This window comes from Onishia taeanensis (assembly GCF_900100755.1).
GTDB classification, from domain to species: Bacteria; Pseudomonadota; Gammaproteobacteria; order Pseudomonadales; family Halomonadaceae; genus Onishia; species Onishia taeanensis.
Genome location: NZ_FNCI01000021.1, coordinates 28,740 through 43,546, shown reverse-complemented (window position 1 = coordinate 43,546; position 14,807 = coordinate 28,740). Strand labels below are relative to the sequence as shown.

General features: G+C 65.6%; 13 protein-coding genes. 2 read left to right on the top strand and 11 right to left on the bottom strand.

From position 1 onward, the window contains the following. On the top strand, positions 1-2,616 hold a 2,616-nt coding region (locus BLR71_RS16760), incomplete at its 5' end, for a heavy metal translocating P-type ATPase (protein ID WP_092528913.1). Between the two features lie 113 nt (positions 2,617-2,729). On the opposite strand, the gene BLR71_RS16755 is transcribed toward BLR71_RS16760, so the two are convergent. The 11 genes from BLR71_RS16755 to ffh form a co-directional block, all read right to left on the bottom strand. After that, positions 2,730-3,290, bottom strand: coding sequence for a YitT family protein (locus BLR71_RS16755; protein WP_245696577.1), 561 nt, complete (start codon positions 3,288-3,290; stop codon positions 2,730-2,732). Positions 3,291-3,523: 233 nt separating this feature from the next. Continuing rightward, the gene (gene recJ, locus BLR71_RS16750) at positions 3,524-5,335 is read right to left on the bottom strand and encodes a single-stranded-DNA-specific exonuclease RecJ (protein WP_092528895.1); all 1,812 of its coding nucleotides are present in this window, start codon (positions 5,333-5,335) and stop codon (positions 3,524-3,526) included. A gap of 80 nt (positions 5,336-5,415) precedes the next feature. Continuing rightward, entirely contained in the window at positions 5,416-6,804 is a 1,389-nt protein-coding gene (gene thrC / locus BLR71_RS16745; RefSeq protein ID WP_092528893.1) for a threonine synthase, read from the bottom strand. Between the two features lie 113 nt (positions 6,805-6,917). Further along, a complete protein-coding gene (locus tag BLR71_RS16740; RefSeq protein ID WP_092528891.1) occupies positions 6,918-8,234 on the bottom strand; it encodes a homoserine dehydrogenase in 1,317 nt (438 codons plus the stop codon). Between the two features lie 102 nt (positions 8,235-8,336). Then, positions 8,337-9,068, bottom strand: a complete 732-nt coding sequence (locus BLR71_RS16735) for a DsbC family protein (RefSeq protein ID WP_092528889.1) — start codon at positions 9,066-9,068, stop codon at positions 8,337-8,339. A gap of 2 nt (positions 9,069-9,070) precedes the next feature. Beyond that, on the bottom strand, positions 9,071-9,967 hold the full coding sequence (gene xerD / locus BLR71_RS16730) for a site-specific tyrosine recombinase XerD (RefSeq protein ID WP_092528887.1): 897 nt from the start codon (positions 9,965-9,967) through the stop codon (positions 9,071-9,073). Between the two features lie 91 nt (positions 9,968-10,058). After that, positions 10,059-10,415, bottom strand: a complete 357-nt coding sequence (gene rplS, locus BLR71_RS16725; RefSeq protein ID WP_092528911.1) for a 50S ribosomal protein L19 — start codon at positions 10,413-10,415, stop codon at positions 10,059-10,061. Between the two features lie 134 nt (positions 10,416-10,549). Beyond that, positions 10,550-11,326: a tRNA (guanosine(37)-N1)-methyltransferase TrmD gene (gene trmD / locus BLR71_RS16720; RefSeq protein ID WP_092528885.1), complete on the bottom strand. Its 777-nt coding sequence runs from the start codon at positions 11,324-11,326 to the stop codon at positions 10,550-10,552. A gap of 72 nt (positions 11,327-11,398) precedes the next feature. Then, on the bottom strand, positions 11,399-11,941 hold the full coding sequence (rimM, locus tag BLR71_RS16715) for a ribosome maturation factor RimM (protein ID WP_422730791.1): 543 nt from the start codon (positions 11,939-11,941) through the stop codon (positions 11,399-11,401). Positions 11,942-11,978: 37 nt separating this feature from the next. Further along, positions 11,979-12,227: a 30S ribosomal protein S16 gene (rpsP, locus tag BLR71_RS16710; RefSeq protein ID WP_092528883.1), complete on the bottom strand. Its 249-nt coding sequence runs from the start codon at positions 12,225-12,227 to the stop codon at positions 11,979-11,981. Positions 12,228-12,362: 135 nt separating this feature from the next. Continuing rightward, positions 12,363-13,781, bottom strand: a complete 1,419-nt coding sequence (ffh, locus tag BLR71_RS16705) for a signal recognition particle protein (protein WP_092528881.1) — start codon at positions 13,779-13,781, stop codon at positions 12,363-12,365. Between the two features lie 207 nt (positions 13,782-13,988). Between ffh and BLR71_RS16700 the strand changes: the two genes are divergently transcribed. Next, on the top strand, positions 13,989-14,783 hold the full coding sequence (locus tag BLR71_RS16700; protein WP_092528879.1) for a cytochrome C assembly family protein: 795 nt from the start codon (positions 13,989-13,991) through the stop codon (positions 14,781-14,783). Positions 14,784-14,807 lie beyond the last annotated feature (24 nt).

Below are 14,807 nucleotides of genomic sequence, written 5' to 3'. Positions count from 1 at the left end.
CCCGGCATGAGCTGTCAGGGCTGCGTCGCGACCATGCGCAAGGCCATCCAGGCAGAAGATCCGGACGCCGAGGTCAGCGGCGAGCCCGGCGAAAAGCGCCTCGAAGTCACGACACGCCTCGACAGCGAGCGAGTGGATGCACTGCTCGAGGAAGCCGGCTATCCCGCCGTGGAGTCTCCAGGCGCGACCCATCAGTCGGAGGATAACGGCGCGACAACGCCGCAGGCAGATACCACACCAGAGGCAAATCAAGCGCCAGAGCCGGAAGCGCCCGCACCCGACAACTCCGGCAGCGTGCGGCTATCGCTCTCCGGCATGACCTGCGCCAGCTGCGTGAAGAGCGTGCAGCAGGCGCTTGAGCGCACTCCGGGCGTCACCGCCGCCGAGGTTAACTTCGCTAGCCACACCGCTCAGGTGCGTGGCAGCGCCAGCGCCCAGTCCCTCGTCGAGGCCGTGGAGAGCGCAGGCTACGGCGCCTCGCCCATCGAGGACCTGCGCCAGGCCGAGGCACGGCGCGCCGAAAACGATCGACAGGCGTACCGGCAGCGCCGCCGCGGCAGCCTAATGGCGCTGGCCCTGGCGGTGCCGCTGATGATCGCCATGTTCTTCCATCATCCGGTCCTTAGCGGCGCCGAGCGGAGCGTCTGGGCGCTGATCGGACTCGCGACGCTGGGCGTGCTGGCGGGACCAGGACGGCACTTCTTCATCAGTGCCGCCAAGGCCCTGCGCCACCACGAAGCCAACATGGACACCCTGGTAGCCATGGGCACCGGCACCGCCTGGCTGTATTCGATGACGGTGGTTGCCTTCGCCCCCTGGCTGCCCAATGCGGCGCATAACCTCTATTTCGAGGCCTCGATCATGATCGTAGGGCTGATCCTGGCTGGAAACGCCCTGGAGCTTCGTGCCCGAGGCCGCACCAGCGAGGCCCTGGGTCGGCTACTCGACCTGCAGTCCAGCACCGCTCGGGTGATTCGCGATGGCGAGGAAGTCGATATCGACATCGATGCCGTACGCACGGGCGATCGCATTCGCGTACGCCCCGGCGAACGCCTGCCGGTGGATGGCGAGGTCGAGGACGGCGAGAGCCACGTCGATGAATCCATGCTTACCGGCGAGCCGCAGGAAGTCGCCAAGGCGGCGGGTGATGAAGTCAGCGCCGGCACCGTCAACGGTCGCGGCAGCCTGATCTATCGCGCCACCCGGGTCGGCGCCGACACTCGCCTTGGCCGCATCACCGATCAGGTCGCCCGCGCCCAGGGCTCACGCCCGCCGATCGGCGCCCTGGCCGACCGGGTGGCCGGCGTCTTCGTGCCTACGGTGATGATCATCGCCGTCGTCACGGCCTTGGCCTGGTTCAATCTGGGCCCAGAGCCCCGAGTGCTGCATATGCTGATCACCGCCACCGCCGTGCTGATCATCGCCTGCCCCTGCGCCCTGGGGCTCGCCACGCCGCTCTCGACCATGATCGGGGTCGGCAAGGCCGCCGAGCACGGCGTACTGATCAGAAACGGCGAGGCGCTGCAGCTGGCCAGCCGCCTGACCACCCTGGTGGTCGACAAGACCGGCACCCTCACCGAGGGCAAGCCCCGCGTCACCGACGCCCACGTTTTTTCTGACACGGGCCTCGATGCCCGAAGCGATGAGTCCCAGGGCGATGAGTCCCAAAACCATGAATCTCAGGCGCTGAGTCTCGTCGCGGGCCTCGAACAGGGCTCCGAGCATCCGCTGGCCGCCGCGCTGCTGACCCACGCGGCAGAGGCCGGCGCGCGCCCGCAGGCGGTCAAGAACTTCACCAGCGTCACCGGCGGCGGCCTCAAGGCCACCACCGAGCAGGGCCAGGCCCTGCTGCTAGGCAATACTCGCCTGCTCGAGGATGAAGGAATCGACCTGGCACCTGGCCAGGCGATCGTCGAGCGGCTCGAAGGCCAGGCCCGTACCGTCGTGCAACTGGCCGTCGATGGCCGGCTCATCGCGGTATTCGGCATCAGCGACCCGCTGCGCGAGGACAGCCGGGCGGCCGTTGCCCGCCTGCAGGCCGACGGGCTCAAGGTGGTTATGCTGACCGGTGACAATGCCCACACCGCCGAGGCCATCGGCCGCGAGGTGGGCATTGATGAGGTGCGTGCCGGGCTCCTGCCCGAGGATAAGCTTGCCGAGATAAAGCGCCGCCAGGAAGCCGGCGAAGTGGTCGGGATGGTCGGTGATGGCATCAACGACGCCCCGGCGCTAGCCCAGGCAAGCGTCGGTTTCGCGATCGGTCAGGGCACCGACGTGGCCATCGAAAGCGCCGGCATCACCCTGATGCGAAGCTCGCTTGTCGGCGTGGCCGATGCCATCGAGATCAGTCGCGCGACCCTTGCCAACATCAAGCAGAACCTGTGGGGGGCCTTTGGCTACAACAGCCTGTGCATTCCGATTGCCGCAGGCGTGCTCTACCCCGCCACCGGCTGGCTGCTGTCACCGATGATTGCGGCGGCGGCGATGTCGCTGTCCTCGGTCACGGTGGTCGCCAACGCCAATCGCCTGCGCCGCTTCAGGCCGTCCGTCAGGGCAGCTTCTGCCTCGCAAGCAACGCCAGGCACCGATACCCACTCCCAGGAGGTGCGCTCATGACGCTACTCGTGAATCTTGGCGGCATCGCCCTGATCGGCGCCATCGTCTGGTGGTTCTGGCTCGGTGCCTAATCGAGTACTTAGTCGAGTGCTTAACCGAGCCCAGACGCCTGCTCAGCTCACCCCGATATAGCGCCCGGGCTTGTGGTTGAGGCCGATAATCAGGTTCATGATGACCGCGCCCAGCACCGACAGCGCGATGCCGTTGGGCTCGAGTACCAGGAAGGACAGGCCCAGGATCAGCATATCGACGCCGAGCTGCACATAGCCCGCACGCCAGCCGAAGCGCTCCTGCAGATAGAGTGCGAGGATATTGATGCCGCCAAGGCTGGTGCGATGACGAATCAGCACCAGCAGGCCGATCCCCAGCAGGCTGCCACCGATCACCGCCGCATAGACGGGGTTCAGCGACGCGATATCGACCCAGCCAGGCGTCAGAAAAGCGAAGAGCGACAGCAGCGCCGTGGCGATGAAGGTACGCAGGGTGAAGGACCAGCCCATGCGCTTGATCGCCAGATAGTAGAAGGGAAGGTTGATCACAAAGAACATGCCACCGAAGCCGAGCCCGGTGACATATTCCGCCAGCAGCGCCAGGCCGGCGGTGCTGCCGGCGAGCAGCATGGCCTGGGAGTAGAAGGTCACCCCGAGCGCCACCAGTAGCGTCCCAAGCAGCATCGCCAGGACGTCCTCGTGTGGCCGGTGGGGGTCCAGGGGCAAATCCTCGGGCGCGACGTCTTCAAGGTCCGGACGCGCATCCTCAGCGCTCTCCCCCGCCCCGTGGCTTGCCTGCGCGCCGTCGTCTTGCGGCGCGGCCGCAATCTCTTCGTCGTCCAGGCGCTGTGATTCCCTACGCTTATCGCTCATTGGCGGCCTCCTCGGCCAGGTCATCCAACAGGAACAGGGGCGAATCAGGCCGGGCTCAGCGGCTCGGCATGCTCGACCATCAGTTGCAGCGACTCGCGACCCTTCCAGCGGTTGCGGTTGAGCTTGAAGGCGCAGCGCAGCCGGTCGCCGAGCCCGAAGGCCGGCACCTCGCCCGGGGTCAGGGCGCGGAACCAGATCGCCCGCACCGTGGTGCGGCCATGGCCGAGTTCCAGCATCAGATGGCTGCCGTCAGCGCCCACCGGGCGCAGCGCCTCGACGAGGAAGTCGCCCTCGAACAGCGGCGCCTCGAACTCGCGGCCGAAGGGCGCGAGGGCCGCCAGCTCATCAAGCGTCTCGAGCGACAGCTGCTCCGGGGACAGGGCGCCGTCGGTGTAGACGCAGGGGTAAAGCTCACGCTCACCCAGTTGCTCGCTCGCCGCCTGCCAGATCGCCCAGCGGAAGTCGTCGAGGCGCTCCCTGGGCAGGCCGATGCCGGCAGCGCCACGGTGGCCGCCGAAGCGCGGCAACGCCTCCGGGGCCAGATCGTGGGCGCGCTGCAAGGCATCACGCAGGTGCAGACCCTCGATGGAGCGCCCTGAACCGGTCAGCATGCCGGCGGTCGCCGCCGGGGTCAGCACCAGCGCCGGGCGGCCGAAGGCCTGAACCAGCCGTGACGCGACGATGCCCTGCACTCCGGCATGGCCGGTCTCCAGGAACACCACCAGCGCCGGCACGTTATCGGCAAGCTGGGCGCTCGCCAGGGCCTTGGCTTCCTCGGCCATCTCGGCCTCGATGGCCTTGCGGGACTGATTGTCCTGGTCCAGCACCTCGAGGTGGCGCGCCGCCGTGGCGTCGTCGGCCGCCAGCATGAAGTGCAGCGCCGCATAGGGATCATCAAGGCGCGAGCGGGCATTGATGCGCGGCCCCATCTGGAAGGCCAGGGTCTCGGCGTCGAAGGGCACGCTGTCCGGGCCCAGACGCGCGGCCATGGTCCGCCAGCAGGCGGCTTCCATGCGGTTGATCAGGGTCAGGCCGTGGTTGACCACGGCGCGGTTGGCCGCACTGCCGCCCAGCGATACGCAGTCGGCGACGGTACCCAGCGCCACATAGGAGAGCCAGGGCGAGAGCTTGGGGGTCGAAGGCGACAGCGCTCCCCAGTCGATCAATACCTGACGGGCCAGTGACATGGTCAGCCAGGCCACCATGCAGCCGGCGATGGTCGGGTCCGGATAATCGCAGTCGTCCCGGGTCGGGTTGACGGTGGCATAGGCCGAGGCCGGCGGCCCCTCCTCGGGCAGCGCATGATGGTCGGTCACCACCACCTCGAGCCCCGCCTCCTTGAGCCTGGCGATACGCGGCTCGTCGGAGCTGCCGCAGTCGGCGGTGATCACAAGCCTCGGGCCCGGCGACAGGCGCAGGGTGCGCTCGACCAGCGGCAGGCTGATGCCGTAGCCATCGTTGATGCGGTGACCGATCAGGCTGTGCAGGCGCGACTCCGGCACCCCGAACAGCTCATTGAGCGTGCGCCTGATCACCACGTGCGAGGTGATGCCGTCGACGTCATAGTCGGTCAGGATGCCGATATGCTCGCCCTCGACCACCGCCTGGGCGATGCGCTCGGCGGCGCGGCGTGCGTCCTTGAGCCGTTCAGGATGCGCCAGATGGCGAAGGCTGGGTGTCACCAGGGGGGCGATGTCGCCTCGATAGCCGGCCAACCGTCCGGCCAGCACCCGCGCCTGCAGCTCGGTCAGGCCCTCGGCCTGGGCACGGGCATAGAGCGCCTCGTCACGCGGGCGCGGCTCGATGCGCGGGCGAAGCGAGTCGGCAGGGGCGGTCGAAAGCGAGGCGGATTCCACGGCGGCTCCTCAGGAAGGCAGGGTGTTGGGACGAAAAACGCCCGGCGGACCGGGCGTCATGACGGCTTGATGCGAGTGGCTCAGCGACGCTGGTCGGCGACGAAGCGCTGCACCGCTTCGAGCTCGGCGGGCAGCACCGCATAGCGCTCCTCGCGCTCGAGCAGATCGTCCATGTGCGGCGGCAGCGGAACGCCCGGGAAGCCGGCCTTGACCACCGCATCGGCGAACTTCGCCGGGTGGGCGGTCGCGAGCGTGACCATCGGTGTGCTGGCATCGGCCCGCGCCCGCTCGGCCGCCCGATAGCCGGTGGCGGTGTGCGGATCGAGGATCTCGTGAGTGCGATGGTGCGCCTCGCGAATCACCTCGAGGATGGTCGCATCATCGACGCTGTAGCTCGCAAACTTCTCGCGCAGCTTCTCCAACGGCGCCTCGGCAAGCGCCGTTGGCTCCTGCTGGAAGCGCTCGAGAAGCTCGGCCACGGCATTGCCGTCACGCTCGTAGGCATCGAACAGCAACCGCTCGAAGTTCGACGACACCACGATATCCATCGACGGCGCCAGGGTCGCCTCGAGATCGCGCTTGGAGAAGTCGTTGTCGGCGAGCGTGCGGTGCAGGATGTCGTTAGCGTTGGTGGCGATGATGAACTGCTTGACCGGCAGGCCCATCTGACTCGCCATATAACCGGCGAAGAGGTTGCCGAAGTTCGCCGATGGCACGCAGAAGCTAACCTCCCGCTGCGGGGCACCGAGGGCCACGGCCGAGGCCACGTAGTAGACGATCTGGGCCATGATGCGCGCCCAGTTGATCGAATTCACTGCCACCAGACGGGTGCCATTCAGGAAGTCCTGATTGGCGAAGCTCGCCTTGACCATCGCCTGCGCATCGTCGAAGTTGCCTTCGATAGCGATGTTGAAGACGTTGTCGGCCAGCACCGTGGTCATCTGACGACGCTGAACCTCGGACACCCGGTTATGCGGGTGCAGGATGAAGATATCCAGGTTGTCGCAGTGGCGGCAGCCTTCGATGGCCGCTGAGCCGGTGTCACCAGAGGTGGCGCCCATGATCACCGCGCGCTCTCCGCGCTTCTTCAGGAAGTGATCGAGCAGCCGGCCCAACAGTTGCAGGGCGACGTCCTTGAAGGCGAGTGTCGGGCCGTGGAACAGCTCGAGCAGAAAGTGATTGGCGTCGAGCTGATTCAGCGGCACCACGGCGTCGTGGCTGAAGGTCGCGTAGGCGTCCTTGACCAGGCCGCGGAAGGTGTCGTCGTCGATCTCGCCGTTGACGAACGGCTTCATCACCCGAAAGGCAATCTCGGCATAAGAACAACCGGCCATGTCGGCGAGCTCTTCCTTGGACAGCTGCGGGACGGTCTCCGGCACGTAGAGGCCGCCGTCGCTTGCCATGCCCGTCAGCACGACCTCTTCGAAGGACAGCGCGGGCGCCTGCCCGCGGGTACTGATATAACGCATCGTTCGATCCTGTGTGCGTTCCCGGCCGCTCTTGGCGAGAGGCCAGGCACGTGGTCCAGCGCACGATCAGGCCCAACCCTCGTGGTGACGGCCAGGCCTGCCGATTGTCGTTGTTAGGCGTCCTCGTCGAGGGTCTCGACGCGGATACGGGTCACCGAACCGGCGATATCGGCCAGCGACTCGAGCTGACGAATCACCTCGTTCATGTGCTTCTCGCGGGTGCGATGCGTCAGCAGGATGATCGGCACCAGCTCGCCTTCGATGGCTTCCTTCTGGATGATCGCCTCGATGGAGATGCCCTGCTCGGAGAGGATCGTCGCCACCCGTGCCAGCACGCCGGGACGGTCGACCGCCAACAGGCGCAGGTAGTAGGCGGTGCTGATCTCTTCCATGGGCAGGATCGGCAGATCGTTGTCGCTCTCGCCGATGCCACTGAAGGCCAGGTAGGGCACCCGGTAGCGGTGCTCGGTGCTGATGTCGCGAGCCACGTCGAGCAGGTCGGCGACCACCGCCGACGCGGTCGGCTCGGCACCGGCGCCCGCGCCGTAGTAGATGGTTGGCCCAACGGCGTCGCCCATCACCTCGATGGCGTTCTTGACCCCGCTGACGTTGGCCAGCAAGCACTCCTTGGGCACCAGCGCCGGGTGCACGCGCAACTCGAAGCCAGCCTCGGTGCGCTTGGAAATGCCCAAGTGCTTGATCACGTAGCCGAGATTATCGGCCTGCTCGACGTCGTCGAAGGTGATCCGCGAGATGCCTTCGGTGTAGGCCTTGTCGAACTGCAGCGGCACGCCGTAGGCAATGGAGGCCAGAATGGTCAGCTTGTGCGCCGCATCGATGCCTTCAACGTCGAAGGTCGGATCGGCTTCGGCATACCCCAGCGCCTGCGCCTCGGCCAGCACGTCTTCGAAGGCGCGGCCTTCATCACGCATATGGGTGAGGATGTAGTTGCCGGTGCCGTTGATGATGCCGGCCAGCCATTCGATGCGGTTGGCACCAAGCCCCTCGCGCAGCGACTTGATCACCGGAATGCCGCCGGCCACCGCCGCCTCGAAGGCCACGATGACGCCCTTTTCGTGGGCCGCCTGGAAAATCTCGTTGCCGTGCACCGCAATCAGCGCCTTGTTGGCAGTGACCACGTGCTTGCCGTTTTCGATGGCGGTCAGCACCAGCTCTCGGGCCACTTCATAACCACCAATCAGCTCGACCAGTACGTCGACATCGGGATTATGGGCCACCTCGAAGACATCGTTGGTGGTCTTGACGCCGGTGGTATCGCAGTCAGGATTTTCGCGACGCATCGCCACCTGCTCAATCACGATCGGGCGACCGGCCCGACGCGCGATTTCATCGGCGTTGCGCATCAGTACATTGAACGTACCGCCACCCACGGTGCCCAGACCACAGATTCCCACTCTGACCGATTTCAACGTTTTGCTCCCTTTTACAGATACTCGATTGTTCGCATTGTCGACGTCGCGGCGTCAGAACGACCGCGAATGTGGCCGCCAGACCGCCCAGACGCTCAGTTTTCAGCCATTCAGGTCCAGCATTTCCGCCAGCCGCTCGGCCGGCACGTAGCCCGGCACCAGGCGCCCGTCAGGCATCACGATGGCCGGTGTGCCCTGCACGCCCAGTTCCATCCCCAGATGATACTGTGACTCGACCAGATTGTCGCAATCGGGGGCGATATCCAAGGCCTCGCCACGCTTGGCGGCGCTCATGGCTTCGGCCGGATTCGGCGCGCACCATACCTGGCTCAGCAAGCGAGCACCCTCCGAGCCGGCACCGGCCCGCGGGAAGGCCAGGTAATGCACGGCAATGCCCATCTCGTTAAGGGCCGGCACTTCCTCGTGCAGGCGCTGGCAGTAGGGGCAAGTGGTATCGGTAAAGACGTAGATCGTCGCCTTCGGCGCTGCATCGCTGCGGAAGATCACCTGTTCACTGTCGGGCACCTCGGCAATACGCGCGGCACGCTGGGCGTTGCGGGATTGCTCGCTCAGGTTCACCAGGCCATCGGCGCCATTCTTGTAGATATCACCAACGACGAAGTGCTCGCCGGAGGCATCGCTGTAGAAAGACTCACCGTTGGCCAGATGCACCTCCCAAAGTCCCTGGACGGGGGTATCCAGCACCTGCTCGACCGGCATCGACTCACCGTTGACGGTGAGGCTGTCGGTCAGGGCCTGGGGGGGCGCCGCCATGGCCTGGGCGGTGAAAACGCAGGCCAACAGGCCCGTGGCGGTAAGCAGCAGTCGATTCATGGTCAACCTCGAGGATGATGGTCAGCATGCAGCGTCTCCAGGCGAGCCTGGGCCACATGGGTGTAGATCTGGGTCGTCGACAGGTCGCTATGACCCAGTAACAGCTGTACGACACGCAAGTTGGCCCCATGATTCAATAAATGCGTGGCGAAAGCATGTCGCAGGGTATGTGGCGACAGCGGTTTGCCGATACTGGCGGTGCGCGCATGCGCCCTGACGCGATGCCAGAAGGTCTGGCGAGTCATGAAGCCATCGCCACGACCGGGGAACAAGGGGGGCCTGGTGATATCGCGCATCAGCGCCCCGCGTCCGGCCCGCAGGTAGCGCTCGAGCCAGGCGATCGCCTCTTCGCCCAGCGGCACCAGCCGCTCCTTGTCGCCCTTGCCCAGCACCCGCACCACGCCCTGGCGCAGGTTGACCGCGTCGGTGGTCAGGCCCACCAGCTCCGATACCCGCAGGCCTCCGGCATAGAGCACTTCGAGCATGGCGCGATCACGCAGCCCGAGGGCGGTGTCGGTATCCGGCGCCTCGAGTAGCCGTTCGACCTCGTCCTCGTCGAGAGTGCGAGGCAGGCTTGGCCGAACCGGCGGCAGGCGCACCTCGGTGAGCGGGTCGGTATCGATCAGGCCCTCGACCAGTGCCCAGCGGTAGAAGCGGCGCAGGCTCGACAGCAGCCGAGCGTTGGAGCGCAGCTGATAGCCGCCGTCACGGCGCGCGTCCAGCCAGTCGGGCAGGGCCTGGGGGGCGGGCTCGAGCAGCGACTCATTGCGCTGGTCCAGTCGCTCGGCCCAGGCGGCCAGATCATGGCGATAGGCGGCCAGGGTATTGTCGCTGGCCCCCTGTTCGAGCCACAGGGCATCGAGGAAGCGCTCCTGCAAGGTCTCGGTCTGATCGCTCATTCAGCGCCCCATGCTAGTGACCCGCCCAGACACGACGAAACCCCGCCCCGCGCAAGCGGTGACGGGGTTTCGACAGGAAGCATCTCCCGGCTTAGGAGAGCTTTTCCTTGATGCGTGCGGACTTGCCGCTGCGCTCGCGGAGGTAGTACAGCTTGGCCTGGCGCACGTCACCACGACGCTTGACTTCGATGGAGTCAACCAGCGGGCTGTAGGTCTGGAAGGTACGCTCGACGCCAACGCCGTGGGACACTTTGCGCACGGTGAAGGCGGAGTTCAGGCCGCGGTTGCGCTTGCCGATGACGACGCCTTCGAAAGCCTGCAGACGCTCGCGGGTGCCTTCCTTGACCTTGACCTGAACGACAACGGTGTCGCCCGGTGCGAAGGCCGGGATTTCCTTGGCCATCTGCTCGGATTCGATCGCCTGGATCACGGAATTCTTGCTGCTCATTGCTAGCTCCTCGATAACTTGTATCGCCTTCGGCTTGAGCCGTCGGCGGTGATCCCGACGCGAATCCTTGAGGATGGCGCGGGAATCGCTCTGTGTATGACGCAGGGGCACGGCATGCATGCCTCAAGCCTTTTTCAGGAAGGCTCCTGCACCTCCGCCTTGCTGGCGTATTCCTCGATGAATTCATCGAGCAGTGCCTGCTGGTCAGTCGCCAGGGTCCTGCCTTCGAGCAGGTCAGGGCGCCTGAGCCAGGTGCGGCCCAATGACTGCTTCAGCCGCCAGCGGCGAATCGCCGCGTGGTTGCCGCTGAGCAGCACGTCCGGCACCCGTCGCCCGTCGATCTCGTCGGGGCGGGTATAGTGCGGGCAGTCCAGCAGGCCATCGTTGAAGGAGTCTTCCTCCGCCGACGCCTGATGGCCCAGCACACCGGGCACCAGTCGGGCCAAGGCATCGACCATCACCATGGCGGGCAGTTCGCCGCCACTCAGCACGTAGTCCCCGATCGAGACTTCCTCGTCGATATCGGCTTCCACCACGCGCTCGTCGATGCCTTCATAGCGTCCAGCCACCACCACCAGGGGGCCGCTGTCGGCCAGCGCCTGCACGCCCGCCTGATCCAGAGGTCGCCCCTGTGGCGACAGGTAGATCACTCGGGCCGGCCGGCCGGCACTGCTCTCGGCCGTTGCCCGCGCCTCATGGATGGCTTGGCGCAGGGTATCGACCTTCATCAACATGCCTGGTCCGCCCCCGTAGGGACGATCATCCACCGTGCGGTGGTTATCGGTTGCATAGTCCCGGGGATTCCAGAACTCGAGCTCCAGCAACCCCTGTCTGACCGCCCGTCCCGTCACCCCATACTGGGTGATGGCATCAAACATCTCCGGGAACAGCGATACGACCCCAATCCACACGGCGTTTCTTCCAGGCCTAGCTCCTCTAGACTGCCCGCAGGCAGCGATCAAGGAGGGCGTCACCAGGACGTCTTAAAATTCGGGATCCCAGTCCACCGTCATGCGACCGGCGGCAAGGTCCACCTCGAGCACCACTTCGTCGGGCAAAAAGGGCAGTAACCGCTCTTTGCCGTCGGCGTCCTTGACGACCATCACGTCGTTGGCGCCGGTCTCGAACAGGTAGGCCACACGTCCCAGGCTCTCGCCATCCTGTGTGGTGACCTGGAGACCCTCCAGTTGGTGCCAGTAATACTCGCCCTCATCGAGCGGCGGCAGGGACTGCTTGGGCAGCAGGATCTCTGCACCGGCCAGTTGCTCGGCCTGCTCGCGCGACGTCACCCCATCCAGCTGGGCCACTAGGCCCTTGCCGTGCTGGCGCCCCTGGGCCAGTTTTCGGTCGACCAGCTTGCCGTCGAGCCGCAACTGCCACTCAGGGTAGTCGAGGATGCCGTCCATCGGGCTGGTGTATGAATACACCTTCAGCCAGCCCTTCACACCGTAGGTACTGGTCAGCTTGCCCAGCACCACGTGCTGGTCACTGCCGGCGCCTGTCGTTGCGTCTTGGGTCATGGCCATTACCACCTAATGCCGTACTCGAGTCCGCAGATCAGGCTCAGGCCTGTTTGCGGGCTTCCTTGACCAGCTCGGCGACGCGCGCAGAGACCTGGGCACCCTGTTCCTGCCACTGGGCGATTCGGTCCAGGTCGATGCGCAGACGCTCTTCCTGGCCGCGGGCGACCGGGTTGAAGAAGCCGACGCGCTCGATGAAACGGCCGTCGCGAGACTTGCGAGAATCGCTTACGGTCAGGTGGTAGAAGGGACGCTTCTTGGCGCCACCACGTGCCAGACGAATGGTAACCATTGCGTTATCTGTCCTTCGGTTGGAGTTGCTGAAAATTGGTCTTCGGCCGCGCGCTGTCGCGCGGTCCTGCCACGAAGACGCGACATTCTACGGAAATCGATGCCTCTTGGGAACCTTTTGTGTGCCAAGCGGCGATCATCGCCGCGGCAGGCCTCCCGGACCTCCCATACCACCGGGGCCACCCATGCCGCCGGGACCGCCCGGACCACCGCCGCCCATCATGCCCGACATGCCGCGCATCATCTTCTGCATGCCGCCTTTCTTGCCGACCTTCTTCATCATCTTCTGCATCTGCTTGTGCTGCTTCAGCAGGCGATTGAGATCGGGCACTTGCAGGCCGGCACCGGCGGCGATGCGGCGCTTACGCGAACCGTTGATGATCTCCGGACGACGGCGCTCCTTGGGCGTCATCGAGTTGATCAGCGACTCGAGCTTGCCGAATTCCTTCTCCGGGCCAGGGCCCTTGGCCATGTCGGCCATCTGCCCCATGCCCGGCAGCTTGCCCATCAGGCCGCCCATGCCGCCCATCTTCTTGAGCTGTTGGAGCTGGTCGCGGAAGTCCTCGAGATCGAAGCCGTCGCCCTTCTTGACCTTCTTGGCGAGCTTTTCGGCCTTGCCCTTGTCGACGGTGCGCTCGGCTTCCTCGATCAGCGACAGCACGTCACCCATGCCGAGAATGCGCGAGGCCACGCGATCCGGGTGGAAGGGCTCCAGGGCATCGACCTTCTCGCCCATGCCCATGAACTTGATCGGCTTGCCGGTGATATGACGCACCGACAGAGCGGCACCGCCGCGAGCGTCGCCATCGGCCTTGGTGAGGATCACGCCGGTCAGCGGCAGGGCCTCGTGGAAGGCCTTGGCGGTATTGGCGGCGTCCTGGCCGGTCATGGCATCGACGACAAACAGGGTTTCCTGCGGCACACAGACACGGTGAAGAGCCTGTATCTCGTCCATCATGTCGGTATCGACATGCAGGCGGCCGGCGGTATCGACGATCACCACATCATGGAACTGGATCTTGGCGTGCTTGAGGGCCGCCTCGGCGATCGCCACCGGCTGCTGAGAGGAGTCCGAGGGGAAGAAGTCGACCTCTACCTCACCGGCAAGTGTCTCCAGCTGGTCGATGGCGGCCGGACGATAGACGTCGGCGGAGACCACCAGCACTTTCTTCTTTTCGCGCTCGCGCAGGTAGCGGGCGAGCTTGGCCACTGACGTGGTCTTACCCGCGCCCTGCAGACCGGCCATCAGGATCACCGAGGGCGAGCCCTTGAGCGACAACCCTTCGTTGCCGTCGCCCATGATCGCCTCGAGTTCCTGCTGGACGATCTTGACGAACTGCTGGCCCGGCGAGAGGCTCTTCGAGACCTCCTGACCAACGGCGCGCTCGCGCACCTTGTCGATGAACGCCTTGACGACCGGCAAGGCAACGTCGGCCTCCAGCAGCGCACGGCGCACCTCACGCAAGGTGTCCTTGATATTGTCTTCGGTCAGCTTGGCCTGACCGCTAATGGACTTCAGCGTCTTCGATAGACGCTCTGTCAAACTGTCGAACATGGGGCCCTCCGGCTGGGATGCCTGGCTTTGGGCGGCGATTATACGCCTTCCCGCCGTCAGTCTCCATGCGCCAGCCGCGCGGATCCGGCAACGCATTGCACGCTGCGCGGGCGGCCGGCTGGGCGCGACCGAGGGGATTCGGTATAGTATCTTCTCTTGAAATTTCACTCGCGAGACGCCGCTGTCGACGGCGATGGACAGCAACCGATGCAGGCGCTTCCCTTTGCTCTTCTGGCCATAGCCTTCTACATAGGCGCTGCCTCCTGGCAGGCACTGACCCTATTGCGCCGTGCGGCGCAGCGCCCGAACCTGGTCCGCGGCCTCGGGATCGTGGCGCTGGTCTTCCACGGCTTGGTGATTGCCGTGGTGATCCGCGAGACAGGCGGCCTATGGCTTGGCCTGTCACCCAGCCTGGTGATGGTCAGCGCGCTGGTCACGGCACTATTGATGCTGGTCAGTCTGGCCAAGCCGGTACTCAATGCCGCCGTCGGCGTTTTTCCTGTCGCGGCGATGACCCTGGTGACCGCCGTAGCCTGGCCGGGTGGCGAACACCAGGAACAGATTACGCCGGGCATCGCCCTGCATATCATCAGCTCGGCCCTGGCCTTTGCGCTGCTGGCGATCGCCGCCGTGCAGTCGATGCTGCTGGCCTGGCAGAACCAGGCCCTGCGCCATCACCACATCAGCGGCGTGGTTCAGACCCTGCCACCGCTTACCACCATGGAGCGGGTGCTGTTCGAACTGATCTGGGCCGGCATGATCATGCTGACCCTGGCCATCGCCAGCGGCTTCCTGTTCGTCGACAACCTCTTCGCTCAGCACCTGGTGCACAAGACGGTCCTGTCGCTGGCCGCCTGGGTGATCTTCGCCGCCCTGCTCGTCGGCCACCACTGGCTGGGCTGGCGCGGCCTCAAGGCGGTGCGCTGGACACTGGGCGGCGGCGTCTTGCTGCTGCTGGCTTACTTCGGCACCAAGTTCGCCGTCGAAGTGATCTTCTCGTGAAACCGGCCGCCCGGGGCGCTTGCC